Genomic DNA, 26475 nt, shown 5'->3' on the forward strand with positions numbered 1-26475 from the left:
TGCAATTATAATGCAAATAGCCTTCCGCTGATGTGGAGGGCTATTTTTTTTGAAATTTTATTAATTTTGTAATAAATGTGACTTTCTATTAGCATAAATTTTCTTATTTTTGAAGAAATAAAATAATTTAACATTAGTTATGTCAAAAGTAGCAACATTAGAAATTGATGGCAAAAAATACGAGTTTCCAATATTTGTTGGAACCGAAAATGAAGTAGGTATTGATATCAATAAATTACGTGATTTGTCAGGAGCAATCACTTTAGATCCGGGATTTAAAAATTCAGGTGCATGCACAAGTGAAATTACTTTTTTGGACGGAGAAGAAGGGATTTTGCGTTATAGAGGGTATTCAATCGAAGAATTAGCAGAAAAAGCAGATTTTCTTGAAGTATGTTATTTGTTAATCTTTGGAGAATTGCCTACTAAAGTACAATTGTGGGGATTTGAAACTCATATTAGAAAATACACATTGGTCAATGAGGAAATGAAAAGCATCATTGACGGCTTTCCAAAAACTGCTCACCCAATGGGAGTTTTGTCTGCCTTGACAAGCGCTTTGATTGCTTTTAATCCTTCGGCAGTAAATCCTGAAAACAAAGACGAATTGTATGAAGCGGTTTGTAAACTTATGGGGAAATTCCTTGTAATCGCCTCTTGGACTTACAGAAAAAGTATGGGCTATCCTTTGAATTATTACGATAACACAATTGGATACGTGGAGAATTTCATGCAATTGATGTTTAAATTGCCAACAGAACCTTATAAAGCTAATCCTATAATTGTAGAAGCATTAGATAAATTGTTTATCCTGCACGCAGACCACGAACAAAACTGTTCTACATCGACTGTGAGAATGGTTGGTTCTTCTCACGCTGGATTATTTGCCTCTATTTCTGCTGGAATTTCTGCGCTTTGGGGACCATTACATGGTGGAGCAAACCAAGCGGTTCTTGAAATGTTAGAAGAAATTCATGCCAATGGTGGCGATGCTGATAAATATATGGCTAAAGCCAAAGATAAAAACGATTCTTTTAGACTGATGGGTTTTGGACACAGAGTCTATAAAAATTTCGATCCAAGAGCCAAAATTATTAAAAAAGCGGCTGATGAGGTTTTAAAAACTTTAGGCGTTGAAGATCCAATTTTGGACATTGCCAAAAAATTAGAAGCTGCAGCTCTGGCCGATGATTATTTTGTATCCAGAAAATTGTATCCAAATGTCGATTTCTATTCCGGAATTATTTACCGTGCCTTAGGAATCCCAACGGATATGTTTACCGTAATGTTCGCCATAGGACGTTTGCCGGGATGGATTGCACAATGGAAAGAAATGAGAGAAAAGAAAGAGCCTATCGGAAGACCAAGACAGATTTACACTGGCTATGGATTGAGGGATTTTCTTCCTGCGGATAAACGTTAAAATATTTTTAGAAAGCCTCGCAAAATGCGGGGCTTTTTTTATCTTTGGCACACGAGCTTAGCGAACTGACGAAGTAAACACCAATTAACAACTATGCTGGAACTAAACATAAAAAATGAAACTTCAAGACTGCGAGCTGTTGTTTTGGGGACTGTTATAAGTAACGGACCCACGCCGTCAATTGAAGAAGCATATGACCCCAAATCACTGGAACACATTCTGGCGGGAACCTACCCAAAGGAAGAAGATATGGCAATTGAAATGCAGGCTTTTGATCGGGTTTTCGAAAAATATGATGTTACCGTTTTTCGCCCAGAAATAATGGAAAATTACAATCAGATCTTTGTGAGAGACATTGGTTTTGTAATTGATGACGTCTTTATCAAATCCAATATTTTGCCGGACAGAGAGCGAGAATTAGACGCCATTCAATATATCATCGACCAAATTAATCCGGCTAAAGTCGTTCGTCCGCCATCAGAAGTTCATATAGAAGGCGGTGATGTGATGTTATGGAAAAATTACATTTTTATTGGGACCTACAAAGGCAGTGATTACAAAGATTATATTACTGCAAGGACAAATACTCAGGGCGTACAATACATCCGAGATTTATTTCCCAACAAGATAGTCAAGGAATTTGATTTGGTAAAATCAAAAATTGAAGCCCGGGATAATGCTCTGCATTTGGATTGCTGCTTTCAACCTGTGGGCGAAAACAAAGCTATCATTTACAAAAGAGGCTTCCGCGAAGAAGCCGATTACCTATTTTTAGTGGGGCTTTTCGGCTCGGAAAACCTCTTTCATATCACCAGAAAAGAAATGTACCATATGAATTCCAATGTGTTTTCTATAGCTACCGATGTCGTGGTTTCTGAAAAAAAATTCAAGCGGCTCAACACTTGGCTGAGAGCCAATGGTTTTATCGTGGAAGAAATTCCCTATGCCGAAATTGCCAAACAGGAAGGATTATTGCGATGTTCCACCTTGCCGTTAATTAGAGATTAATTTTTCGTAGAGACGCACTGCAGTGCGTCTCTACTGCAGTGCGTCTCTACAGAATAAATAAATAAAAATATGAACCAAACAACAAATTCCATCCTAATGATTCGCCCTGTGGCGTTTCGGATGAACGAACAAACGGCTGTAAATAATTATTACCAAAAAGTATTGGACGGCTTGTCAAAGGAAACCGTGAACGCCAAAGCGCAGCAAGAGTTTGATGCATTGGTGCAAAAACTTCGAATGGTAGGAATCAATGTTATCGTAATCGATGATACGCTTTCTCCAGACACACCAGATAGTATTTTTCCGAATAACTGGATTTCTTTTCATGAAAATGGAGATGTGGTTTTATTCCCAATGTTTGCCGAAAACCGTAGAGAGGAACGTCGCGAAGATATTCTGGATATTCTCGAAGACAATGGTTTTGTTATCAACGAAATCATGGATTACACTTCTGCTGAAGAAGATGGATTCTATCTCGAAGGCACCGGAAGTCTAATTTTAGACAGAGAAAATGGTAAAGCTTATTGTGCCTTGTCCCCTCGCGCAGATGAAGAACTATTCATTGAATTCTGTGAAGATTTCGAATATTCTCCCGTGATCTTCGAAGCCTATCAAACGGTAGATGGAGAACGAAAACTCATTTATCATACCAATGTGATGATGTGTGTTGGCGAAACCTTTGCTGTGATTTGTGCTGATTGTATCGATGACAAGAAAGAACGAAAAATGGTTTTGGACAGTTTACGAGGCGACGAAAAAGAAGTCATTCTGATAACTGAGGCTCAAGTAAATAATTTTACAGGAAATATGCTGGAACTTAAAGGAGCAGATGACAGACGTTATTTGGTAATGAGCAACTCAGCCCATCAGAGTCTGACCAAAAAGCAAATCGCCCAACTCGAAGAACACGTCACCATTCTGAGTTCCAGTCTCGATACCATCGAAGCATGCGGAGGAGGAAGTGCCCGATGTATGATGGCGGAAATTTTCCTGCCAAGAGAGGAATAATTTATTTTCCAATAAATAGGATGTAAGTAATGTTCTTCGGTTTGAGTGTTGATGGTTGTTTTATTTGTAAAAATAGCCCTTTTGTTGTAATTACCGTTACCGTCTGTTCGGTTTTTTGTGGAGAGTAACGGAACAAAAAATGTATCGAGAATAATTAAATTTAAAGGTAATAAAATTATTATTAAAAAAAAACAGTATGAAACAGTCTTATGTATATATCTTAAAATGCTCTGACAATTTCTATTACACTGGAGTTACAAGCAATTTAACACAAAGACTTTTTCAGCACGAAACCGCTTTCTATCCTGATTGTTATACAGCAAATAAACGACCTGTTGATTTGGTATATTATTGTGAATTTACAGATATTAATTTTGCAATTGACATTGAAAAAAAAATAAAAAAATGGTCAAGGGCAAAAAAAGAATCATTGATTAATGAAGAATATGACAAACTTCCTAATTTAGCAAAGAAAAAATTTAATAAACCATAGCAACTCACGTTAAGAATTCGTCAGTTGGAGTGATTTTTAAAGTCAGACAAATTTTGAAGAATGGAAAAACGATTCCTTTAAAAATTGTATCGAGAACCATTAACTTTATAGTGCTTCTCGATACAATTTTTAATAGTAAAGCTATCGCATTACTATTAAAAATCACTCGAAGAGACGGTAAAGGGCTTAACTTAATGATATTGAGCTATCGGAAGGAACAAAAAATTAACATCAAAAATGAATAGCCCCCAGCGCCTTATTAATCTTAATCTCTTAATGGTTCAAGAAATTAACAACTAAATCGTACTTTTGCCAAATGAAAAATAAAAAAACATTGGTTCTCGGCGCCAGCACGAAACCAGACAGATACGCTTACTTGGCAATTACAATGTTAGTTGAAAAAGGACATTCCGTTTTAGCCATTGGCCAAAATGCCGGTGAAGTAGCAGGAGTAAAAATCCAAACTAAAGCCATTCCATTAAAAAACATAGATACAATTACTCTGTATTTAAACCCAACACGCCAAAGAGATTATTATAATTACATTGTCGAATCAAAGCCGAAACGCGTAATTTTCAATCCCGGAACCGAGAATCCGGAGTTCTACCAATTATTGGAACTGAATAACATACAAGCCGAAGTGGCATGTACCTTGGTGTTATTGACTACAAATCAGTATTAATACTTAAAAGCTTTCTGTATTTAAAAGGCTGGAAGCTTTTTCCTAAAACCTCGTTTCCTCTACTGCAGGTTTACTAATCAAATACAAACCAACAAATGTTATCAGGGTATTGACGATGATCAATTCGTTGTCAAATACATATCCGAAAAACAAGGTTGCCGAATTTTCACTAATCAACAAGGTGAGGATAGGCGAAAGCACACAAATAAAAGGCACCCACTTGTCTTTGACTGTTTTCGACTTGACGAACAATCCAAAAGTATACAATCCTAAAAGAGGTCCATAGGTGTATGAAGCGACCTTAAAAATCATTCCTACCACCGAGCTGTCATTGATGGCGTTAAAAAAAATAATAACCAGAAACATCAGGAATGAAAAGCTGAGATGCACAATATGACGGCGACGCACGATGTTGGGCTTGTTTAGATTTTCGGTCTTGTCCATACCCAAAAAATCGACACAGAAAGAAGTGGTAAGTGCTGTAAGAGCCGAATCGGTGGTGGCAAAAGTAGCGGCCGTCAATCCCAACAAAAACACTACCGAAGGCACAATACTCAAATGATGAAAGGCAATTTCAGGGAATAGTAAATCGGTTCTGGGTTTTCCGGTAACCAAATCAGTTGGCACACTGATGCCGTTTTTCTCAGCATAAATGTATAGCAAAGCTCCCACGCTAAGAAAGAAGATGTTGATTAGCACGAATATTCCGGTAAAGGTGAACATGTTTTTCTGGGCTTCGCCAATGGTCGCACAACTCAGGTTCTTCTGCATTAAATCCTGATCCAAACCGACCATAGCAATGGTGACAAACATCCCACCCAAAATTTGTTTGACAAAATGAAACTTACTCGTTAGGACATCATCAAAGAAAAAAATCTTGGAATAATTGCTGTTTTTCACCTCTTCAAAAGCGCCAACAATACTCAAATCCAGACTCGAACAAATAAAATAAATGGTCAGAAAAACGGAAGTTACTAAGAAAAAAGTTTGAAGAGCATCAGTGATAATGATTGTTTTCAAACCACTTTTATAGGTATAGGAGAAAATCAAGGCCAACGAAAGCAATACAGTCATTGCAAACGGAATTCTGTAATAATCAAAGACAAAGCGTTGCAAAACAATCACAACTAGGTACAACCGGAAGGAGGAGCCTATGGTTCGGCTTGCCAGGAATATGGCGGCTGCGGTTTTATAGGAGTAAAAGCCCAGTCGTTTTTCGATGTAACTATAAATAGACGTCAGATTCATGCGGTAGTATAAGGGAAGTAATACCGTAGCCACGATAATAAACCCAATCGCGTTCCCTAAAACAAATTGAAAGTATTTGAACTGTTCACCACTCGGAGCACCTACCTCGCCGGGAACCGAGATAAAAGTTACCCCCGAAAGAGCCGTGCCAATCATCCCGAAAGCGACCAAATACCATTTGGAATTTTTATTGGCTTTAAAAAAAGCATCATTGCCGCTGTTGTTTTTACTGGTGCGATGAGAAATATAAAATAACATCCCAAAATAAACGGTGATGAGCAGTAGGATGGCAGATGGTGTCATAGACTGATGGCTTTGATTGCGAAGCCAAAGTACAAATTTTTCTTTGAATCGGTTATCCGTTATTGGTTTTCTGTTATCGGTTGTCGGTTGTTGGTTATCAGTTATCAGTTATCAGTTGTCAGTTGTCAGTTGTCAGTTGTAGGGTGTTGGGTGTTGGGTGTTGAGTGTTGGTTGTTGGTTGTTGGTTGTTGGTTGTCGGTTGTCGGTTGTTGGGTGTTGGGTGTTGGGTGTTGGGTGTTGGGTGTTGGGTTTGATTTAATTTAATTAGGGGTGGTTTAGGTGGATTGTATGCTTATTATTTATCGATGATACGGTATATATACGACATATACACGGTATAAATACAGCATATACTGGTTTTTAGTATAAATAATTGGTATATTAGCTTTCTGAAATTTTAATACTATGGCAAAGCAAACTGGGATTATTCGGTTAGAGGGGACATTGGGAGAGATTAATTTTTATTTTAGAAAAGGGAAAGCCGTAGCGCGGAAAGCGGGTGGTGGTTTTAATGGGGAAAGGATTAAGAATAGTCCGACGATGGTGCGGGTTCGGGAGAATAATACCGAATTTGGAGATTGTTCCAAAGTTAAGAAGTGTCTTAAAGCCAGTCTGCATCCTTTTTTGTATCAGTATACTGAAGGGGAGTTGCACGCCCGAATGATGCAAGTTTTGCAACAGATTAAGGCTTGTGATACGGTTTCAGATCGGGGTAAACGCAATGTGGGGGCTGGAATAGGTACTCCTATGGGGGAATTGCTGTTCCGGAAATTTGTTTTTACTCCAAAGCGGTCCGTTTCGAAGACGTTGATGGGCAGCGGTTCTTTTGATTGGGATACTTTTAGCTATACGGTCAGTCGTTTTGCTATTAAAAATGTTCGTTTTGCCCGCTCGGCTACTCATCTTGAGGTAAGCGTGGGTGTTTTGAATTTTGATTTCGAGACTTTGGACTATCGCTTATTTATGGGCACTCCATTGGTTCTAGGTCGTGATTTTGATGTCTCAACTTTTTCTTTGAGGCCAACCGATTTGCCTCTTGGTAGTTGCAGACAGTTTGCTTTTGTGGGGCTGAAATTTTATCAGGAGGTTAATGGGGTATTTTATTTGTTGCAAGATGAGGGGGCTGTTGGGCTTGAGGTAGTGGGGATTCGTTAGTTATTGACGGTTCTGGGTATTGGGTTATAGGTATTGGGCATCCGTTTCTTTTACCCAATTTTCCCGGTCCAGTTGATCGACCCACAAGAATCTGACTTAGAATCCCGAGAACCAATTCTCAAACCTTCCTGTTTCTAACACTTTTAGCTGTACCCAAAAAGGCAATATTATGAAAAGAAGCACTCCAATGAGGAAAACCGTAAAAAAATCAGCGGAATTAGGTATAGGTTTGCGCTAATTTAGAAGACACCCTCCTGACTTTGTGTTTGCAATTTCGTTTGATGTATCACAATTATTGGATTTTATATATAAAATTGAGTCTCAGAAGCTACTGAAGACGCTATTTTAGTGGGTGTTATGGAGGTATTATTTTTTGTAAGCAAAAAAAGTATTATGGTGTAAGCCATTTTTTCTTCACTATATTTGCATTTTGAAATTTTAACCTCTTTTTTTTACTCTTAATTGGGAGTAGGAATGGCGAAGCCATGTAATTTTTGGTTACTAATTCAGAGAAGTTAAAGGAACGTAGTATCAAAACAGGGATTGCTTTTAGTGCTTACTATTTACAGGATGAAGTGTAAAACGAAATGCTGATAGAGGCTAGATGACAATACGATTATTTAATAATAATACTTCATACGAATTCTACTATAGGCACAACCATTAATTATTTAAAAACGGATTAATTGTTAAAAAGTGTTTACACTATAAATAAAGATAAGTAAATGAACCTAAACTCAAAAATTTATATTGCAGGTCACAACGGTATGGTGGGAAGCGCCATCTGGAGAGCTCTGACTGATAAAGGATACAATAATCTTATAGGCGTTTCCAGTAAAGAACTGGATTTGCGACATCAGCAGGCGGTAATGGATTTTATGGCTACTGAAAAACCCGAAGTGATTATTGATGCAGCAGCAAGAGTGGGCGGAATTTTGGCCAACTCAAATTTTCCCTACCAATTTCTCATGGAAAACCTGCAAATTCAGAATAATCTAATTGATGCTGCTTTACAAGCGGGTGTTGAGAAGTTTATTTTCCTGGGCAGTTCATGCATCTATCCCAAATTAGCGCCTCAGCCTTTAAAAGAAGACTATTTGCTTACGGGCGAGTTGGAACCAACAAATGAATGGTATGCTATAGCCAAAATCACAGGAGTAAAAGCCTGCCAAGCTATCCGAAAACAATTCAATAAAGATTACGTTAGCCTAATGCCAACGAATTTATACGGGATTCATGATAATTTTGATCTCAACAGCTCGCACGTCTTGCCAGCTATGATACGAAAATTTCATGAAGCCAAAGAAAATAACAATGCTCCAGTCACACTTTGGGGTAGTGGAACTCCTATGCGGGAATTCCTGTTTGTCGATGATATGGCACAGGCCGTTGTTTTTGCACTTGAAAATACACTGCCGGATTACTTATATAACATAGGAACGGGCGAAGATTTAACCATCAAAGAATTGGCCGAAACCATTCAGAAAATTACAGGACATCGGGGCGAAATTATTTGGGATGCCACTAAACCCGACGGTACACCCAGAAAACTAATGGATATTTCTAAAATGCATGCTTTGGGCTGGAAACATCAGGTAAGTTTAGAAGAAGGAATTCAAAAAACCTATGATTGGTTTTTGAAGAATGTTGACACTATTAAAAAAGTGACATTATAACCCCCCCCGCCCCCTAAAGGGGGAGCCAGCTGCAGAGGGATATTAAAGGAAGCAATATATAAATTCTTTACCCCGGCCCTAAAGGGAGGAATTTATTTCAACAATGTTTATGGTTTTTTTCTTCACCCTTTAGTGTAGGGGAAAAAGAAAAAACAGACCTAAAGGGATCAATAAATTCTTTACCCCGGCCCTAAAGGGAGGAATTTATTTAAAGAAAAAACAAATTTAAAGGGAGGGATCAATAAATTCTTTACCCCGGCCCTAAAGGGAGGAATTTATTTAAAGAAAAAACTAACCAAAAATAGATATCAAATAAATTATTATTTTTAAAGGATAATGAAAAATCAATATCAATATCATGATGAAAGTATGTGGAAAGGAGCGCCAGCCAATAATTTTTTGTTAGCAATGCAATTAAGGGAAAGGATGACACAGGCTGAAATTTTGATGTGGGATAAACTTAAAAATAAACAGTTTAAAGGTTATAAATTCAGAAGACAGCATCCTATACATAAATTTATTGTCGACTTTTATTGCCATGAATTAAAATTGATTATCGAGATAGATGGAAAATATCATGATTCAGAAGAGCAAAAAAACGAAGATTTAATTAGAACCGAATTGTTAAATTTTCAAGGATTACGCGAAATCCGATTTACTAATGAAGAAGTAATCACTGATATAAGTTCAGTTTTAAAAAAGTTAGAAGAACAAATCAACTATTCCGACACCCTTTAATGGCGATGTAAAACGAATAACAAACAACGAAAAAGAACAAAGAAATAAAACAATATGAGTACACAACAAAAAACAGCCTTTATCACCGGAGTAACCGGACAAGACGGCGCCTACCTTAGTGAATTTTTACTCAAAAAAGGATATATCGTTCACGGATTAAAAAGACGTTCTTCTTTATTTAATACCGATAGAATCGATCATTTGTACCAGGATCCCCATGTAGATCACCGCAATTTCTTTTTGCACTATGGTGATATGACCGACAGTACCAACCTGATTCGTTTAATTAAAGACATCCAACCCGACGAAATCTATAACCTGGCAGCGATGAGCCATGTGGCAGTTTCTTTTGAAACACCCGAATATACCGGTAATGCCGATGGACTGGGAACCTTGCGTATTTTGGATGCCGTTCGTTTACTGGGATTGGAAAAAAAGACCCGTATTTATCAGGCCTCCACTTCTGAATTATATGGTAAAGTACAGGAAGTACCCCAATCCGAAACCACACCGTTTTACCCGCGTTCTCCTTATGCCGTGGCCAAAATGTACGCCTTTTGGATTACGGTAAACTATAGAGAAGCGTATGGCATGTATGCCTGTAATGGCATTCTCTTTAATCATGAGTCACCTATTCGTGGTGAAACTTTTGTAACTCGTAAAATTACCCGAGCGACTTCTAAAATTGCTTTGGGATTACAGGATAAATTATTTTTAGGAAATCTGGATGCACAGCGCGACTGGGGTCATGCCAAAGATTATGTTCGTATGATGTGGATGATCCTACAGGCTGATGAAGCAGAAGACTGGGTCATTGCCACAGGGAAAACCACACCGGTACGCGATTTTGTACGAATGAGTTTTGCTGAAGTGGGCATTGAATTAGAATTCAAAGGCGAAGGAATCAACGAAAAAGGCTATGTAAAAGCCTGCGCCAATCCTGAATTTCAAATCGAAATTGGCAAAGAAGTATTAGCGGTTGACCCTAAATATTTTAGACCTACCGAAGTCGATTTGTTAATTGGCGATCCTACGAAAGCAAGAACAAAACTGGGATGGGAATGTAAATATGATTTAGCCGCTTTGGTTAAAGATATGATGCAATCCGATATTAAGCTGATGCAGAAAGATCAGTACCTGAAAGACGGTGGCTATACGACTATGAATTATTTCGAGTAGTAGCGTCATTGCGAACGTAACGCAGTGAAGTGCGGCAATCTTTTTTAAGTTAATTGGTTAACCCAATTATAAATGGCACACTCGATTAACCAGTTCACCTGTCATCCTGAGCTAAGCCTGCCCCAAGCTTGACTAGGGGACGAAGGAAACCAGTTAAATGTCAGTCGTTCCTACTAAAAAAAATAGCCTTTTATGGCAACTATAAGGTGATGCGAATTCGTGTAGAAAGAAAAATAAACGTTAAATAAGTTGAAATAAGTTATCTTTTAAATTAACTTTGCAAAATGAGTAGACAGATAATCTTTTACGAAAATCACTTTCTTGACTTTTATAAAATTCAAGACGATAAAGTAAAAGCCAAGATTAAAAATATTCTTGAACTGGTAAAGCAAGTTGACAGGGTTCCTGAAAAATTTTTAAAACATTTGTTCGGAAGCGAAGGGGTTTATGAAATAAGAATTGAATATCAATCCAATATTTACAGAATATTTTGTTGTTTTGATAAAGGAAATTTAGTTGTATTATTCAACGCATTTCAAAAGAAAACACAGAAAACTCCAAATAGCGAATTAGAAAAAGCAATACGATTGAAAAATGAATATTTTTCAACTAAAACAAAATAAAAATGGATAAATATAGCAACCTAACTAATTTCGATCAACTTATTGAAGTTGAACACGGAAAAATTGGAACAGAAAGCAGAAATAAATATGAAGAAAATACTCAAATGTTTATTATCAGCGAAATGTTAAAAGAAGCAAGAAGAGAAGCAAAAATGACACAAGAACAACTTGCCGAAAAAACAGGGACTAAAAAAAGTTATATTTCTAAAATTGAAAATGGAAAAGGAAATATACAAATGTCAACTTTAATTCGACTATTTGAATTAGGATTAAACAAGCGAATAGGATTGACATTTTTATAAATCAGTACATCTCACCACAGTTTTTGGTTGTTGTGCTATCAGCAAGCCTGCTGGGAAAACCACTCCGGTACGCGATTTTGTACGAATGAGTTTTGCTGAAGTAGGTATTGAATTAGAATTCAAAGGCGAAGGAATCAATGAAAAAGGCTATGTAAAAGCTTGTAATAATCCTGAATTTCAAATTGAAATAGGCAAAGAAGTATTAGCGGTTGACCCTAAATATTTCCGGCCTACCGAAGTTGATTTGTTGATAGGTGATCCTACAAAAGCCAGAACAAAATTAGGATGGGAATGCAAATACGATTTAGCCGCTTTGGTTAAAGATATGATGCAATCTGATGTTAAGTTGATGCAGGGCAGCCCAATATTTAAAAGATGGTGGTTATACGACTATGAATTATTTTGAATAAATTAATTTTTCAAAAGAAATTAAAGGTTTATTGATTGAAATGCCTAAATAATTATAATGAAAATACTAGTTACGGGAGCAGCAGGTTTTATAGGGTTTCACACAGTAAATCAGTTTATTGATGAGGGACATACAGTTGTAGGGTTAGATAATATCAATGATTATTATTCTCCACTATTAAAATACCAACGTTTAAAAGAAGCGGGTATTGAAACTGATATGATTAAGTGGTACAACCCAGTAATAAGTATGAAGAATACTAATTACAGATTTGTTCGAATGAACTTAGAAGATAAGCAACAGTTATTTACATTGTTTCAAAATGAAAATTTTGATGTTGTTATTAATCTGGCTGCACAGGCAGGAGTACGTTATTCAATTGAAAATCCAGATGTTTATATACAATCTAATACAGTTGGTTTTCATTATTTATTAGAGGCTTGCAGATATTATCCAGTAAAGCATTTGGTTCATGCTTCATCATCATCTGTCTATGGAACCAATTCAAAAATACCTTTTTCAGAAGATGATAAGACAGATACACCTGTTAGTTTATATGCCGCTACAAAAAAAAGTAATGAATTAATGGCACATTCTTATAGTCATTTATATCAGATACCAATTACTTGTTTGCGGTTTTTTACGGTGTATGGACCTTGGGGTAGACCTGATATGGCTCCAATGCTTTTTATTAAAGCTATTTTAGAAAACAAACCTATAAATGTTTTTAACAATGGTGAAATGTCGAGAGACTTTACTTATGTTGGAGATATAGTACAGGGTATATATTTAGCTTCAATGAAGGTTGAAAGTAATTATAATGTACTTAATATAGGTAATGGATCTCCAGTAAATTTAATGCGTTTTATTGAAGTACTTGAAGATAAGATAGAGCAAAAAACCATAAAGAATTTTATGCCAATGCAAGCTGGTGATGTTAAAGCAACTTGGGCAAATATTGATAAATTATCCATTATTTATAATTATAAACCAAAAGTAAATATAGAAGAAGGCATTGGAGAATTTATTAAATGGGTTAAGAAATATCCCGAATTAATATAAAAATTTATTCATAAAAAGTTCATTAAGAAATTTCATAAATACAATTTATAATGTTATAAATGCGAAATATTTTATCAATAGGATTTCAGTAAAGTTTATAATTTGTTACCATAATTGAGGGGGGAGTTAAATAAAATTACATTTTGAAAAACACATTACATACATTATACGATAAAGTTGGCATTAAAAGTGTTCGTACTAAAAACATAACAAAGCATATTCTTTTGTCTTTTATCTATAAAGGAGGAAGTATATTATCGTCTTTTCTGTTAGTACCACTTACTATCAATTTTCTTAATACGGAAAACTATGGTATTTGGCTTACATTAAGTTCCTTCATTACATGGTTCTCTTTCTTTGATATTGGTTTAGGAAATGGTTTGCGTAACAAATTTGCAGTGGCTAAGTCCAAAGGTGATACAAATCTTGCAAGGGCATATGTTAGCTGTGCCTATTTTACAATAGGCAGTATTTGTTTCATACTAGTTTTTGTGTTTTTTGGTCTAAATTTTTTTATAGATTGGACTCAAGTTTTCAATACAGATTCTTCCTTACAAAAACAACTTAGTTTACTAATGCCTATAATATTTGCTTTTTTTTGTTTGCAAATGGTAGTAAAACTAATAACTACTATCTATACAGCTGATCAACATCATTCCATGCAGGGAAAAATTAATTTTTTTACATCAGTAGGGTCTTTATTAGCAATTTGGTTGATGACAAAAACGACAGAAAGTTCCTTATTACTCTTTGGTCTTATTTTTTCTGCTTTACCTATATTAATATTACTAGGATTAAATTTATTTGCTTTTTCAAAAACATATAAAGAATATAAGCCAACTCTTTCTTTATGGAAAAAAGAGTACTTGGATGATATTTTTGGATTAGGAATGAAATTTTTTATTATCCAACTTTCAGGAATTATTCTATTTTCGACAGATAATATAATAATTACACAACTCTACGGTCCAGAAAAAGTTGTACCATTTAATATTGCTTTTAAATATTTAAGTGTTTCTAATATGGTTGTTTCAATGGTTCTCACTCCATATTGGTCTACAATAACAGAAGCTTATATAAAAAAAGATTTTGACTGGATAAAAATCTCAATGAAAAATCTGATAAAAATCTCATTTGGATCAATATTTTTGATTTTTGGAATGGTTATAGTTTCTCCTTTTGTTTATAGATTATGGATTAATGATAAAGTTGATGTCCCTATGTCTTTGACGATTTATATGGCAGTATTTTTTGTATTGACTATTTTTTATGCTCCTTATACTTACTTTATTAATGGAACAGGCAAAGTAAAGCTTCAAATGTATTCTATTGCAGCAACTTCCTTGTTGAATATTCCATTATCTATTTTTTTAGCATCCAATATGGGATTTGGAGTTTCAGGTGTCATAATAGCAACAATTTTATGTTTGATCCCACATGTAATACTTTGCCCAATTCAGTATTTAAAAATTATAAATAATAAAGCATATGGAATTTGGAATAAGTAATATTGTGAAAAACTTAAGCTTACTAAGAATTTTACTTCAGATTAGAAGAAAAAAAGACTTATTTATTAATCGGAAAAATAATTTAAGACTTTCATTAAGTTACAATATTAATAACACAAAATTTGGGATGAATAACTTTCTCGGTGAAAATGTTACTCTAGTTAATTCGTCTATTAATAATTATTCCTATGTTAATAGTAATACAAAGATTATCAATACCTCAATAGGGAAGTTTTGTTCTATTGGTTCTAATGTTCAAATTGTACTTGGTATACATCCTTCAACTTTTGTGTCTACACATCCAGCATTTTACTCAAATAATAAGTTGTTCAAAACTTTTGCAGATAAGACATATATTGAAGAATACAATAAAGTAGAAATAGGGCATGATGTATGGATTGGTGAAGGGGTTGTTATTCCTGGTGGTGTAAAAATTGGAAATGGTGCTATAATTACTGCCAGAGCAGTAATTACAAAAGACATTGAACCATATTCAATTGTTGGTGGAATACCTGCGAAACATATAAAATATCGTTTTGAAGATGATTTGAGAAAGAAACTAAATGATTCAGAATGGTGGGACTGGGATGAAAATGAGTTAAAAAAAAATTTTAAAATGTTTCATGATACGTCAATATTCTTAAAATATTTATCAAGTTTAGAATAAAAAAATTTAAAAGTAAGTGCCACAAATAAAGAAACATCAATTTTTATTTTTAGCAACTTTCTTAAATACTAAAAAGTTTTGATTAATAAATATGACAACATATGTTTCTTAATACTTATTTAAAAAATTAATATTTAAATGCGAATTTTATTCTGTGGTCAGTCGAGTTATCCAAATAATAATAATGCACCTACAAATAGATATATAGCTATAGCTAAAGCAATGGCTTTTGAAAATGAAATAATTTTCTTAAATAGAATACCACTTCTTAAAAATAATTATTTTTCAGATAATATTGAATTCAAAGTTATTGATGTAAGTAACGTGAAATACAGACCTGAAAATTTCCTTAAAAGAAATTTTATAAAATTGTTTTTACCAATATTTGAATTTCTAACAATTTGGAAACTTAACAAAGAAAAAAAAATTGATTGGATTAATATTTATTCACAATACTTCGGACTTTGTATATTTTATTTTATTCTTTCAAAAATTTTTAAGTTTAAGACAATTTTGCATTATGTGGAAATTCGGTCAGAATTTAAGCATCGGAATTTGTTTTTGAAATTAAATGATTTTTTATATGATAATTATTCAATGTTCTTATTTGATCGTTATCTGCCCATTAGTCATTTCTTAGACGAATATCTAAAAGGAAAAAATATAAATTCAAAGACATTAATCATTCCTCCCATCTGTGACTTTGACCATTTTAATAAACTTAATTGTTCAAATAATTTCGACGATCACTACTTTTTGTATTGTGGTTCGAGCGCCTATGATGATGTAATCATATTTATTATTGAAGCATTTGAAAAATTAAAGACAGATGATTCAATTAAACTCTATCTAGTGTTAAGTGGTCAAATTTCTATTCGGATTAAGGAATTGATTGAGCAAAATTCAGGCAGAATTAAATTGTTTTCTAAGTTAGAATACGATAAACTGATTTGTCTTTATAAAAATGCTCTTACTTTATTAATACCGCTTAGAAATAGTAAACAAGATGAAGCCAGATTTCCTCATAAAATATGTGAATATTTAGCTTCTAAAAAAATTATTATCTCTACAAATTTTGGTGAAGTTAAGTGGTATTTTAAAGATATGGATAATGCATTAATTGCCAATGACTATGATGTAGAAGCCTACTCAATGAAAATGGAATGGGTGATGTCAAATATGCCAAATATAAAAATAATTGAAGAAAAAGCTTATAAAACAGGAAAAAAATATTTTGATATTAATGCATACAAAGAACCAATAAAAGATTTTTTAAAATGATAAAAAAAATTATTTTTCGTTTAAGACTTGCTATTTCAAACGAGTATGAAACACCTGAAATATATAGTAAACATCTTAATGTTGCTATTGGCAAGAATGCCCGTTTTACGGGCAAAATAAATTTTGGTTCAGAGCCATTTCTTATTTCTATTGGCAATCATGTTACGTTAGCACATAATGTAACTTTTCACACTCATGATGGTGGAGTTTGGGTATTTCGTGAAAAATATCCTAACATAAATGTTTATGGTAAAATAACAATTGGTAATAATGTTTTCATTGGTAGTAATGTGATTATTTTGCCGAATGTTAGTATAGGTGACAACGTGGTTGTTGGAGCAGGCAGTGTAGTAACAAAATCAATTATGTCAAATTTAGTAGTAGCAGGAAACCCTGCAAGAATTATTAGAAATATTAATGAGTATGAAGAGAACGTTTTGAAAAAAGGAATTTTTATTGATAGTAGCAATATGGAGTTAGCTTCCGACAACATATTAAAACATTTAAATAAATAAAGAAATTGAACTTACAATTATTAAGAAAAAAAAGAAATAAGTCACTTGATTACATATTTGTTTTCATTCTGATTATCTATGCCGGTAGTGCAACTGTTTTTGTAAGATCTTTCAATAGTTGGGAGGATATAGTTGGAATACTTTTTATATGTTTTTTTGCCGTTTACTATGCAATAAATAATAGAATACAACTAAACAAAACATTTTATTTGCTTGCTACAGCTTATATTATTTATTCTTTAGCACTGACTGTCAAATTTGGAGAGGTACACCTTCAATTTTTTAGTATATATTTAATTAGTTTTTACATTACATATATTACTATTGTCACATTGAGATATCGTTTTTTTGTTATTTATGAAGAGGTAATGTATTATTTATGCATCATTTCTCTATTTTTTTGGTCATTACATCAGATAATCCCAGAGCAGTTAACTAGTTTTATAGATTCCTTTGCATTTTCAAAACCGGGTTCCATAAATGTGAAGTCAAACATTATCTTTTATACTATTAATGATATTTCAGTAGTTAATGATTATGTTGTAAATTTAGGATATTTTAATTTATTTAGAAATTCTGGATTTGCATGGGAACCTGGCGCTTTTGCTGTATTTATTTCTCTTGCAATATACATTCATTTTATTAAAATTAAGTTTAATAAATTGATCAATAAGAGGTTTTTGATGTATTTGATTGCTCTAATTACTACTTTTTCAACAACTGGATATGGGATTTTTATTGTACTCATTATGTTTTACACTTATAATCAGCATATCAAATACAGATCGATTTACTTATTTGTATCTGTCATTATGGGTGTATATGTTTTATCTTTATCATTTATGTCAGATAAAATCATTAGTTTGTCTCAAGAAAACACTACTAATCAACTTGTTGAAAGTTCAATCAATAATGATACTAAATATGCTCCTCAGCGTATAACTTCATTTATTATTGATTACCAAGATTTTTTAAATAATCCTATATTAGGTTATGGAGGACATAATAAAGAGATGTGGACTGCAAAACTTGGAGCTGAAATAGCCACAATTTCTGGAATAGGAAAACTTTTTGCTCGGTTTGGATTAGTGGGAGTGATTTTCTTTTTTGTAATGTTATTAAGGAGTTCAAAATTGCAATCGCAAATTTTGGGTTTTAAAGGTTGGGGATTCCCCTTCCTAATTATTGTAATGATCTCAATCAGTTATTCTTTAATTGAAAATCCTCTATTGATGTGTTTTTGGATGGCAGCACTCTTTTATCCATATCCTAAAATGAACCCTGAAGGTACTCAGACCTATAAAATTAAAAGGTTCAAACAAAAACTAGAATTAAATAAATTGCAATATTAATTAATAGGCTAAAATTTAGATGGTGCAGTAAAAATTTGTTTTATACAATGTAATGAATTTGTAAAAACAGGGTATTGTGTTGCTTTTTGAGTTATAAAACAAGAAAAGACTGAATTGGCTAAGTGATTCTATCAAAGAGGGAATTATAAGTTCTTTGAGAAAAGAAAAAGTCATTGAGTGTTGCAACCTTCGAAATATAAAAAAAATTGGAATGAACATTACATTTATAATAGATACATTTGGTGGGGGAGGTAAAGAACGAAGATGTCTACAACTTATACAGGGCTTAAATAAACGGGGTTATAAAAATATTCAGGTAATTATTTTAAATAATGATATAGCCTATCCAGAATTATATAATTGCGACATCAATTTACATATAATTGATAGAAAAAATAAGGGGTTAAATTTTTTTCAGACAATTAAGGTTCTTTATGGTCTATTAAAAGATTATAATCCTGATGTTGTTCAAGTTTGGAGTTTGTTTAGTACTATATACACAAATATAATTCGTTGTTTTTATTCTTTTAAATATATTGGAGCCTATGTTGCAGATTGCAACAAACCTTCCAAATTCTCAGTTTGGAGTTTAACATTATATTTAAACACAATTTTATCAGATTATATTGTAGGTAATTCAATTGCTGGTATTAAGGCTTATAATATACCTCATGCGAAAGCTAAAGTTATATATAATGGGTTTAATGAAGAACGATTGATTTGTAAAGATTTTGAAACTGACACATTAAAAAAAGAAACTAATATAAATACACAATATGTAGTAGCTATGATTGCCAGAATTGATGAAAATAAAGATCACGCTACTTTTGTCAATGCTGCTAGAAAAATATTAAAAGATTATCATAATTATACATTTATTTGTGTTGGAGATGGTCCATTGCAAAAAAGTTATATGTCCGAATTGTCTGAATTAGAAAGTAAAAAAATACATTTTCTGGGTTTTAGGTCAGATATAGAGAAGATTTTAAAAATTACGGATATTTCTGTATTATGTACAAATCCTAAAAAACACAAAGAGGGTGTCTCAAATTCAATTTTAGAATCTCTAGCTTTTGGAGTTCCTGTAATTGCAACAAATGATGGTGGAAGTCCGGAAATTATACAACAAGGAGTAAATGGTTATTTAATTGCTGAATTTGATAGTAATGATTTAGCTGATAAAATAATTCAAATAACAGGAGATAATGAATTGTATAAAAAATTATCTATTAGTGCGTGTGAAATTATTCGTGATAAATTTTCTTTATCAATAATGACAAATTCTTACGAGCAAATGTATCTCTCATTAATGAAGAGTTGATGAGTGTTAATTAATTTAATCAAATGTAATTATTAATTTTTTGTGGTTATTTCTAGCAAATATTATTTTAAAAAATATTAAAGAGGTAAAATCTAAATAAAATAAAATTAGGGGCTTATAAAAATTCGAAAATTAAAATCATATGTTAATTAATTTGTTCCGTCTAAGTGAATATATAAAAGATAAAATAGCATCATATTTTTATAAAAAGAAGATGATTTTTTGTGGTAGAAATGTTAGATTAAAGCCTAGCACTTCAGTGTATTTTGGGCTAGAAAATTTAAGTATCGGTAATGATGTAAGTATTCCTCGTTTTGCTCATATTTTTTGTACAGAGGCTCCTTTGACTATTGGAAATAAAGTGGTATTTGGCCCTGCTCCAATTATTGTAACTGGAAATCATCGCATTGATGTAGTAGGTAAATTCATAGTGGATTCAATAGAAAAACTCCCTGAAAACGATAAAGAAGTAATTATTGAAGATGATGTTTGGGTTGGCGCGAATGTAACAATATTAATGGGTGTAATTATCGGTAGGGGCAGTGTAATTGCTGCTGGATGTGTTGTAAATAAATCTTGTCCTCCATACTCAATTATTGGAGGAATTCCCTCAAAAGTTTTAAAATTTCGTTTTACTGTAAATGAAATAATCAATCATGAATTAATTTTATATCCCATGGAAAAAAGATTAAAAAAAGATGAATTAGAAAAAACAAGAAGACTGTATGAGTAAAAAAAGCCCTAAAGTATTGATAGTTGCCACCTCACCAAGATCGAGAGGAGGAATTACCTCTGTAATTGAAGCGCATCAACGAGGGGAGCAATGGAAGAAGTACCATTGTATATGGATTGAAACACAAATTGATAAAAATATCATTATAAAGACTTATTATTTAATTGCTTCATTAATACAATTTATATTAATTATTTCATTTTACGATATTGTTCATATACATACATCAACTAGCAACTGTGCAACTTTAAAATCTCCTTTTGTATTTATCTCAAGGTTACTTAAGAAAAAAATTATTATACATCTTCATATTGGTGATCAAATAGACACATATGTTAATCATTTTTTATTTAAATATGTAGTAAATAGTGCTAATATAATTATTGTACTTTCTAATAATATAAAACACAAATTACAAACGCTCTATAATTTAAAAAATGAGATTAAAGTTATTTATAATCCTTGTAAAAATGTACAGATTTTAGATTATCATAAAAGAAGTAAATATATTCTTTTTGCGGGTTATTTAAATCATAACAAGGGATATAGAGATTTAATTCAAGCATTTGCTTTAATATCAAAAAAATTCCCGGAATGGAAAGTTATTATTGCTGGTAATGGCGAAATTCAAATCGCAAAAGATTTGGTTCAATCTCTAAAAATGGAATCACAAATTGAAATAAAAGGTTGGGTGTCTGGAAAAGATAAAGATGAAATGTTTAGAAAAGCATCTGTATTTTGTTTATCAAGTCAAAGCGAAGGTTTTCCAATGTCTGTTTTAGAAGCTTGGTCTTATGGTATCCCCGTAATTTGTACTCTTGTTGGGGGTTTACCTGATGTTATAGTTGATTCAGGAAATGCTTTAGTATATGATTTCGGTAATATTGATAAGCTAGCAAGCCAATTGAGTAGGATGATCAATGACGATGAATTACGCATGAGAATTGCTCAAAAATCAAAAGAATTAGCTCAATCTATATTTAAGGAAGAAAATATCAACTTAGATATTGCCAATTTATATGATAGTATTAAATAATAAAAAGAAAACTATATTTTAAACTCATACTATGAAAAGGTTAATTATTGAAGTTGTAAAAAAAATATTGCAATATATAAATTTACCAGTTGGAAAAGGCATTTCAAAGGATGCATTAGAAGGTCAAATTGCTTCCGATATATTATATAATTTAATTATTTCCGGTAAACCATGTTTTGTTGCAAGATTTGGGTGGACTGAGATAGATGCTGTCATTGCCTACACAAGGAATGTTGAAAAAAATGTTAAATATGGCAAATTAATTAAATATATGATTTCTAATTATGTAGATAATCAAAATTTATTAAAAACCATGTCTGGTTTTTTTTCCAATGATATAGAAAATATTCATAAGTTTTGTAAGAGCCAAATAGATATTATGCCTGAAATTGACATTCACGCAAATTGGATGAAGCAGGAGCTTTTTATAGAAAAATATTTGCAAAATTCTATAAAAATATCTGTGGATTCCTTATTTAATCCAACAATAAAACATTCATGGACTCAAGCACTTGCGAATAAAAAAGTTTTAATTATTAATCCATTTGAAAAAAGTATAATTTATCAATATAATAATCGCGCGTTATTATTTGAAAATAAAGAATTCTTGCCAAAATTTGATTTAATTATTTATAAACCTATACAAGTTTTGAATAACAAAGAAACAAAATTTCAAACTTGGTGGCAAGCTTTAGATTTTATGAAAAATGAAATAGATTTAATTGATTTTGATATTGCTTTATTATCATGTGGTGCTTTTGGACATCCATTATGTGCACACATAAAAAAGACTGGTAAACAAGCAATCTATATGGGTAGTAATTTACAACTAATGTTTGGAATTTATGGTGATCGATGGCTTAAAGAGAAAACTATTGAAAATAATATCAACGAATATTGGATACGTCCATTTAAAGAAGATTTACCAAAAAACAATAACTCGAATTCATACACAGCACTTAAGAATTATATATAATATTGGTTTAAAAAGTTTTTAAAAAATAAATAATATGTCAATAATATATACTTGGAATTACCCTGTGTTTAAAGGGGATTTACACGAAATTAAGTATGAAAATCAACAACATTTTTTGATAAATACAATTAGCCCTAATTCTTATGGCTTAGCGGTTAAATATCCTGAAGTTAAAAAGGCTTTACAGCAAAGTGATGTATTGATTCTGGATGGCTTGTATTTTGGTTGGGCCGCATTATTCAAACAAGGAATACGGATCAATCGCATTGCAGGATGGGATGCTTTTGTTTTTTTTTCACAAGAATTGAATAAAAATAAGGGAAAAGTTTTTTTTCTGGGCTCCACCCAGGAAACGTTATTAAAAATTAAAGAGCGCTATAATATAGAATATCCTAACGTTGAGGTAGGGTTTTACTCCCCACCGTTTAAGCAGGAGTTTTCAAATGAAGACAATGTTCAAATGCACAATCAGGTCAATGCGTTCAAAGCTGATATTGTATTTGTGGGGATGACTGCTCCCAAACAGGAACTTTGGTCGTACCAAAATCGCAAAGATTTAGAGGTACACCTTATTTGCAGTATAGGAAATGTTTTCGACTGGTATGCTGGTAACTCGAAGCGGCCAGGTATTTTTTGGCAAAAAACAGGTATGGAATGGCTGGTTCGCATTTTTTTACGACCGGAAGTTTTTAGAAGGAATATTGGCAATCAACTGCTATTCTTTTGGCATTTAGCATTAGAAACATTAAAAATAAAGAGATATGATTAGTTACTTAAAAAGGAAAACCCCAAAAAAAATAAAGAGAAATATTATGAAATTAATAGTATTTCCTTACTTATATTATTTTGAATATATAAAAAAGAGAAAAGTCTGGTTAAGATGGAACTCTTCAGATGTTAATGTATTTTATCATACATTTATTGAAAACGAATATTTAATTCCGTCAGCAATAGACAACCCTTTGATTATTATTGATGCTGGAGCAAATAACGGATTAACAGCATTATTATTTGCTCTAAAATATCCTAAAGCTAAATTAATAGCAATTGAACCTGAAACTTCAAACTTTAAATTTCTAAAAAAAAATACTTTTGGTATTGAAAATATAATTCCAATTCAATTTGGATTATGGAGTAGTGATATAAATTTAAGAATTGAGAATCCTGAGAATGAAAAATGGGCTTTCATTACAAAAGAAGTGAAAATTAATGAAGAATATGATATTGAAGGTTTATCTGTCGACACATTGATTGCAAACTATAAAATTGAAACCATTGACATTTTTAAAATAGATATTGAAGGTTCTGAAAAAGAATTATTTTCAAAAAATGAAGAAAAATGGTTGCCAAAAACAAAATGGATAGTAATTGAATTGCATGGTCCTGAATGTAAAGCCGTTTTTGAAAAGACTATGTTAAAGTATCAATTTAAACTTATGTTTATTAATGGTGAAAATTGGTACTATGCTAATACTAAATTAGTAAATGTTTAAATTATTTTTTATAAAAATGATTAAAACAACTTTAAATAATTAATAAAATTTAATGATTTATGATTAAAGGAGCAATAATAGGTCTCGGTAAAATGGGGCTTTCCCATGCGGCAATACTCGGCGGAAATCAGGAGGTAGATTTTGTGGCAGTATGCGACACTTCTTCTCTGGTTTTGGATGCATTTAAAAAATTCACAGCCATACATACGTATAGCGATTATAAGGAAATGATTGAAAAAGAATCGTTAGAATTTGTTTTGATTGCAACGCCCACTCGTTTTCACTATCCTATGGTTAAATATGCCTTAGAGAAAGGACTGCATGTGTTTTGTGAGAAGCCCTTTAGCCTTAATACCATTGAAGGTGAAGAATTACTTGAAATAGCTAAAACAAAAGGATTGGTAAACCAACTAGGGTATCACAATCATTTTATAGGAACTTTTAGGGAATTAAAAAGGCTATTAGATGCAGGCGTATTGGGTGACTTAGTTCATTTTATGGGAGAAGCTTACGGACCTGTGGTAACAAAAGAGAAGGGCGGAACCTGGCGATCAAAACCTGAAGAAGGTGGAGGGTGTCTGTATGATTATGCCTCTCATGTTTTAAATCTGGTGCAGGAAATTATAGGGCGTCCGGTTAAAGCAAGCGGATCGCAACTTAAAAGCATTTATTCAAAAGGAGTCGAAGATGCCGTTTACAGTTCTCTAACTTTGGATAATGGGGTAAGTGGTTTGTTATCGGTAAACTGGAGCGATGAAACCTATCGCAAAATGTCAACATCGATTACCGTTATAGGTAAAAATGGTAAAATTATATGTGATGCCACCGAAATTAAAATCTTCCTTAAAGAACCCGTTAAAAAAGAAGGTTTGGATAAAGGATGGACTATGAAATACATTACGGATTTTGCAATTCCTGTTAGTTTTTACCTTCGTGGTGAAGAATACAGTGCTCAGATAGAATCTTTTGTGGATTGCGTAATCCATAAAAAACAAGCTCTTTATAATAGTTTTGAGGAAGGACTTTATACGGACAAAGTGATTGAAATGATAATTGAAGATTCTAAAAATAAATAAATGATGGACAAAGTATTATTTGGGGACAATCAGTTTTTTGCGGTAAACCACGCTTCGGATGAAAAAGCGAGAGCACAATCCATTCGATTTAAAGAAGATGGGGCTATAATTAACGTTTTGGATCAGGCCATAGATTTGGGAATTAACACCTTTATGTGCACTACTCATGATAGAATTGCGAATATATGTGATCACATGAGAGCAAATCCTGCTAAATATAAAAATTTCAATATCTATCCCTGTATGCCTTATGCACATAAATATGCCAATGCGGTAACGGAGTTGGGTATTATGGGTACCATAAAGCAATATATACCGGGAAATATATTTGGTACAATGGCTAAAGGCGGTTTGGCAATAGTGAGCAAAGATTTTCTTAAATTGATGGAGTTATTGGTTGATGCAGAGATGAAAATGTTTAAGGGTATTAATACTCCGGTAATTTTTCTTCAAAACGTTATTGTCGATATGATATTGGGATTAAAAATGTATGAAGTTTTAAAGGCCTATGATGCTTATATCTGCAAAAAATACAATGCAGAACCTGGTTATATTACGATGAACATGCCTTTGCTTTTAGACACTTTAAATTCATTGGGTATAGAAAATCCCATCATTTGCAGTTCTATCAATAAAATAGGGTTCCGTATGAGCGGAGGTGTCGAATTGTATGAAAAATACCTAAGAGAAAAACAATTTCGTCCTATAGCCATGCAGGTATTGGCTGCCGGCGCCTTGCGCCCCAAAGAAGCGATTGAGTATATAGGCAAATTTCCGAAAATAGAATCGGTTTTGTTTGGTGCTTCTTCCAAAGGGCACATTCAGGAAACAAAAACTTTGATTGAAGGGGTTTTATAATTGTGTGTTTGATTTTTAAGAATTTAACTAGTTAATCGTTTAGGTCTTTCGCCTCTCGACTGCGCTCGAGATGACGCTCAGTATGACGGTTTAATCGTTTAGGAAAGGTTATTTGGTTAACTGTTTAAAAAAAGGTTAATCGTTTAGAAAGGAGTAATTGTTTAACCGAATTATGAATGTTACAATCGATTAACCGATTAACCAGTTCACCAATTAACCGAGAAACTAAAATAGTATCGAATCACTAATCTAATTTTTGCTTAAGCGACTAATCAAAAAATAATTAATTTTGTATAGTACAGTAAACAAAATGTATATATTTGCGCTATATATAATAACCAATGGAAGAT

The 26475-nt window shown here is 32.7% G+C and carries 25 protein-coding genes and 2 pseudogenes; 26 read left to right on the forward strand and 1 reads right to left on the reverse strand.

Annotated features, from left to right (window positions below; all coding sequences use genetic code 11):
- Positions 1-139 precede the first annotated feature (139 nt).
- The 5 genes from ACH2BV_RS07860 to ACH2BV_RS07880 all read left to right on the forward strand — a co-directional run bounded on the left by ACH2BV_RS07860 (position 140) and on the right by ACH2BV_RS07880 (position 4614).
- On the forward strand, positions 140-1423 hold the full coding sequence (locus tag ACH2BV_RS07860; protein ID WP_395050168.1) for a citrate synthase: 1284 nt from the start codon (positions 140-142) through the stop codon (positions 1421-1423).
- Positions 1424-1516: 93 nt separating this feature from the next.
- Positions 1517-2431: a dimethylarginine dimethylaminohydrolase family protein gene (locus ACH2BV_RS07865; protein WP_395050169.1), complete on the forward strand. Its 915-nt coding sequence runs from the start codon at positions 1517-1519 to the stop codon at positions 2429-2431.
- 69 nt (positions 2432-2500) lie between these two features.
- Positions 2501-3439, forward strand: a complete 939-nt coding sequence (gene ctlX, locus ACH2BV_RS07870; protein ID WP_395050170.1) for a citrulline utilization hydrolase CtlX — start codon at positions 2501-2503, stop codon at positions 3437-3439.
- Positions 3440-3635: 196 nt separating this feature from the next.
- Positions 3636-3932: a GIY-YIG nuclease family protein gene (locus ACH2BV_RS07875; protein WP_395050171.1), complete on the forward strand. Its 297-nt coding sequence runs from the start codon at positions 3636-3638 to the stop codon at positions 3930-3932.
- A gap of 316 nt (positions 3933-4248) precedes the next feature.
- A complete protein-coding gene (locus ACH2BV_RS07880; protein WP_395050172.1) occupies positions 4249-4614 on the forward strand; it encodes a CoA-binding protein in 366 nt (121 codons plus the stop codon).
- Positions 4615-4656: 42 nt separating this feature from the next.
- Here ACH2BV_RS07880 and ACH2BV_RS07885 read toward each other — a convergent pair whose 3' ends face one another.
- Positions 4657-6165, reverse strand: coding sequence for a sodium:solute symporter (locus tag ACH2BV_RS07885; protein WP_395050173.1), 1509 nt, complete (start codon positions 6163-6165; stop codon positions 4657-4659).
- A gap of 405 nt (positions 6166-6570) precedes the next feature.
- Between ACH2BV_RS07885 and ACH2BV_RS07890 the strand changes: the two genes are divergently transcribed.
- From ACH2BV_RS07890 to ACH2BV_RS07990, 21 genes and pseudogenes are all read left to right on the forward strand, one after another.
- Positions 6571-7320 (forward strand): hypothetical protein, encoded by a 750-nt coding sequence (locus tag ACH2BV_RS07890; protein ID WP_395050174.1) that lies wholly within the window; start codon positions 6571-6573, stop codon positions 7318-7320.
- A 725-nt stretch (positions 7321-8045) separates the two neighbouring features.
- Positions 8046-8996 carry a GDP-L-fucose synthase family protein gene (locus ACH2BV_RS07895; protein WP_395050175.1) on the forward strand — a complete coding sequence of 317 codons (951 nt, stop codon included), beginning with the start codon at positions 8046-8048 and terminating at the stop codon, positions 8994-8996.
- A 336-nt stretch (positions 8997-9332) separates the two neighbouring features.
- Positions 9333-9734, forward strand: coding sequence for an endonuclease domain-containing protein (locus ACH2BV_RS07900; RefSeq protein WP_395050176.1), 402 nt, complete (start codon positions 9333-9335; stop codon positions 9732-9734).
- Between the two features lie 54 nt (positions 9735-9788).
- Positions 9789-10913: a GDP-mannose 4,6-dehydratase gene (gene gmd, locus ACH2BV_RS07905; RefSeq protein WP_395050177.1), complete on the forward strand. Its 1125-nt coding sequence runs from the start codon at positions 9789-9791 to the stop codon at positions 10911-10913.
- Between the two features lie 284 nt (positions 10914-11197).
- On the forward strand, positions 11198-11536 hold the full coding sequence (locus tag ACH2BV_RS07910) for a type II toxin-antitoxin system RelE/ParE family toxin (RefSeq protein WP_395050178.1): 339 nt from the start codon (positions 11198-11200) through the stop codon (positions 11534-11536).
- Between the two features lie 2 nt (positions 11537-11538).
- Positions 11539-11838, forward strand: a complete 300-nt coding sequence (locus ACH2BV_RS07915) for a helix-turn-helix domain-containing protein (protein ID WP_395050179.1) — start codon at positions 11539-11541, stop codon at positions 11836-11838.
- 52 nt (positions 11839-11890) lie between these two features.
- A pseudogene (locus tag ACH2BV_RS07920) lies at positions 11891-12248 on the forward strand (GDP-mannose 4,6-dehydratase); the annotation flags it as partial.
- Between the two features lie 56 nt (positions 12249-12304).
- The gene (locus tag ACH2BV_RS07925) at positions 12305-13309 is read left to right on the forward strand and encodes an NAD-dependent epimerase/dehydratase family protein (RefSeq protein WP_395050180.1); all 1005 of its coding nucleotides are present in this window, start codon (positions 12305-12307) and stop codon (positions 13307-13309) included.
- Positions 13310-13452: 143 nt separating this feature from the next.
- Positions 13453-14817, forward strand: a complete 1365-nt coding sequence (locus tag ACH2BV_RS07930; RefSeq protein ID WP_395050181.1) for a lipopolysaccharide biosynthesis protein — start codon at positions 13453-13455, stop codon at positions 14815-14817.
- A gap of 373 nt (positions 14818-15190) precedes the next feature.
- Positions 15191-15362: pseudogene (locus tag ACH2BV_RS07935) on the forward strand (acetyltransferase); the annotation flags it as partial.
- Between the two features lie 260 nt (positions 15363-15622).
- Complete coding sequence (locus ACH2BV_RS07940; RefSeq protein ID WP_395050182.1) at positions 15623-16765, forward strand: glycosyltransferase; 1143 nt, start codon at positions 15623-15625, stop codon at positions 16763-16765.
- Positions 16762-17280: an acyltransferase gene (locus ACH2BV_RS07945; RefSeq protein ID WP_395050183.1), complete on the forward strand. Its 519-nt coding sequence runs from the start codon at positions 16762-16764 to the stop codon at positions 17278-17280. The genes ACH2BV_RS07940 and ACH2BV_RS07945 overlap by 4 nt, the downstream gene beginning before the upstream one ends.
- A gap of 5 nt (positions 17281-17285) precedes the next feature.
- The gene (locus ACH2BV_RS07950; protein WP_395050184.1) at positions 17286-18632 is read left to right on the forward strand and encodes a hypothetical protein; all 1347 of its coding nucleotides are present in this window, start codon (positions 17286-17288) and stop codon (positions 18630-18632) included.
- Positions 18633-18843: 211 nt separating this feature from the next.
- A complete protein-coding gene (locus ACH2BV_RS07955) occupies positions 18844-19953 on the forward strand; it encodes a glycosyltransferase (protein ID WP_395050185.1) in 1110 nt (369 codons plus the stop codon).
- A gap of 142 nt (positions 19954-20095) precedes the next feature.
- Entirely contained in the window at positions 20096-20686 is a 591-nt protein-coding gene (locus ACH2BV_RS07960; RefSeq protein WP_395050186.1) for an acyltransferase, read from the forward strand.
- Positions 20679-21722: a glycosyltransferase family 4 protein gene (locus tag ACH2BV_RS07965; RefSeq protein ID WP_395050187.1), complete on the forward strand. Its 1044-nt coding sequence runs from the start codon at positions 20679-20681 to the stop codon at positions 21720-21722. Before ACH2BV_RS07960 ends, ACH2BV_RS07965 begins: the two co-directional genes overlap by 8 nt.
- 31 nt (positions 21723-21753) lie before the next feature.
- Positions 21754-22698: a hypothetical protein gene (locus ACH2BV_RS07970; RefSeq protein ID WP_395050188.1), complete on the forward strand. Its 945-nt coding sequence runs from the start codon at positions 21754-21756 to the stop codon at positions 22696-22698.
- 34 nt (positions 22699-22732) lie between these two features.
- Positions 22733-23467 (forward strand): WecB/TagA/CpsF family glycosyltransferase, encoded by a 735-nt coding sequence (locus tag ACH2BV_RS07975; protein ID WP_395050189.1) that lies wholly within the window; start codon positions 22733-22735, stop codon positions 23465-23467.
- A 43-nt stretch (positions 23468-23510) separates the two neighbouring features.
- A complete protein-coding gene (locus ACH2BV_RS07980; RefSeq protein ID WP_395050190.1) occupies positions 23511-24191 on the forward strand; it encodes an FkbM family methyltransferase in 681 nt (226 codons plus the stop codon).
- A 59-nt stretch (positions 24192-24250) separates the two neighbouring features.
- Positions 24251-25267: a Gfo/Idh/MocA family protein gene (locus ACH2BV_RS07985; RefSeq protein ID WP_395050191.1), complete on the forward strand. Its 1017-nt coding sequence runs from the start codon at positions 24251-24253 to the stop codon at positions 25265-25267.
- Complete coding sequence (locus ACH2BV_RS07990; protein ID WP_395050192.1) at positions 25268-26125, forward strand: hypothetical protein; 858 nt, start codon at positions 25268-25270, stop codon at positions 26123-26125.
- The last annotated feature ends 350 nt before the right edge of the window (positions 26126-26475 follow it).

It is taken from the genome of Flavobacterium sp., assembly GCF_043780635.1.
Classification (GTDB): Bacteria; Bacteroidota; Bacteroidia; order Flavobacteriales; family Flavobacteriaceae; genus Flavobacterium.

Bases quoted from the DNA above. Each gene is read 5' to 3' on its own strand.
- ACH2BV_RS07860 (WP_395050168.1), top strand. From the start codon at position 140: ATGTCAAAAGTAGCAACATTAGAAATTGATGGCAAAAAATACGAGTTT.
- ACH2BV_RS07865 (WP_395050169.1), top strand. From the start codon at position 1,517: ATGCTGGAACTAAACATAAAAAATGAAACTTCAAGACTGCGAGCTGTT.
- ctlX (WP_395050170.1), top strand. From the start codon at position 2,501: ATGAACCAAACAACAAATTCCATCCTAATGATTCGCCCTGTGGCGTTT.
- ACH2BV_RS07875 (WP_395050171.1), top strand. From the start codon at position 3,636: ATGAAACAGTCTTATGTATATATCTTAAAATGCTCTGACAATTTCTAT.
- ACH2BV_RS07880 (WP_395050172.1), top strand. From the start codon at position 4,249: ATGAAAAATAAAAAAACATTGGTTCTCGGCGCCAGCACGAAACCAGAC.
- ACH2BV_RS07885 (WP_395050173.1), bottom strand. From the start codon at position 6,165: ATGACACCATCTGCCATCCTACTGCTCATCACCGTTTATTTTGGGATG.
- ACH2BV_RS07890 (WP_395050174.1), top strand. From the start codon at position 6,571: ATGGCAAAGCAAACTGGGATTATTCGGTTAGAGGGGACATTGGGAGAG.
- ACH2BV_RS07895 (WP_395050175.1), top strand. From the start codon at position 8,046: ATGAACCTAAACTCAAAAATTTATATTGCAGGTCACAACGGTATGGTG.
- ACH2BV_RS07900 (WP_395050176.1), top strand. From the start codon at position 9,333: ATGAAAAATCAATATCAATATCATGATGAAAGTATGTGGAAAGGAGCG.
- gmd (WP_395050177.1), top strand. From the start codon at position 9,789: ATGAGTACACAACAAAAAACAGCCTTTATCACCGGAGTAACCGGACAA.
- ACH2BV_RS07910 (WP_395050178.1), top strand. From the start codon at position 11,198: ATGAGTAGACAGATAATCTTTTACGAAAATCACTTTCTTGACTTTTAT.
- ACH2BV_RS07915 (WP_395050179.1), top strand. From the start codon at position 11,539: ATGGATAAATATAGCAACCTAACTAATTTCGATCAACTTATTGAAGTT.
- ACH2BV_RS07925 (WP_395050180.1), top strand. From the start codon at position 12,305: ATGAAAATACTAGTTACGGGAGCAGCAGGTTTTATAGGGTTTCACACA.
- ACH2BV_RS07940 (WP_395050182.1), top strand. From the start codon at position 15,623: ATGCGAATTTTATTCTGTGGTCAGTCGAGTTATCCAAATAATAATAAT.
- ACH2BV_RS07945 (WP_395050183.1), top strand. From the start codon at position 16,762: ATGATAAAAAAAATTATTTTTCGTTTAAGACTTGCTATTTCAAACGAG.
- ACH2BV_RS07955 (WP_395050185.1), top strand. From the start codon at position 18,844: ATGAACATTACATTTATAATAGATACATTTGGTGGGGGAGGTAAAGAA.
- ACH2BV_RS07960 (WP_395050186.1), top strand. From the start codon at position 20,096: ATGTTAATTAATTTGTTCCGTCTAAGTGAATATATAAAAGATAAAATA.
- ACH2BV_RS07965 (WP_395050187.1), top strand. From the start codon at position 20,679: ATGAGTAAAAAAAGCCCTAAAGTATTGATAGTTGCCACCTCACCAAGA.
- ACH2BV_RS07970 (WP_395050188.1), top strand. From the start codon at position 21,754: ATGAAAAGGTTAATTATTGAAGTTGTAAAAAAAATATTGCAATATATA.
- ACH2BV_RS07975 (WP_395050189.1), top strand. From the start codon at position 22,733: ATGTCAATAATATATACTTGGAATTACCCTGTGTTTAAAGGGGATTTA.
- ACH2BV_RS07980 (WP_395050190.1), top strand. From the start codon at position 23,511: ATGAAATTAATAGTATTTCCTTACTTATATTATTTTGAATATATAAAA.
- ACH2BV_RS07985 (WP_395050191.1), top strand. From the start codon at position 24,251: ATGATTAAAGGAGCAATAATAGGTCTCGGTAAAATGGGGCTTTCCCAT.
- ACH2BV_RS07990 (WP_395050192.1), top strand. From the start codon at position 25,268: ATGATGGACAAAGTATTATTTGGGGACAATCAGTTTTTTGCGGTAAAC.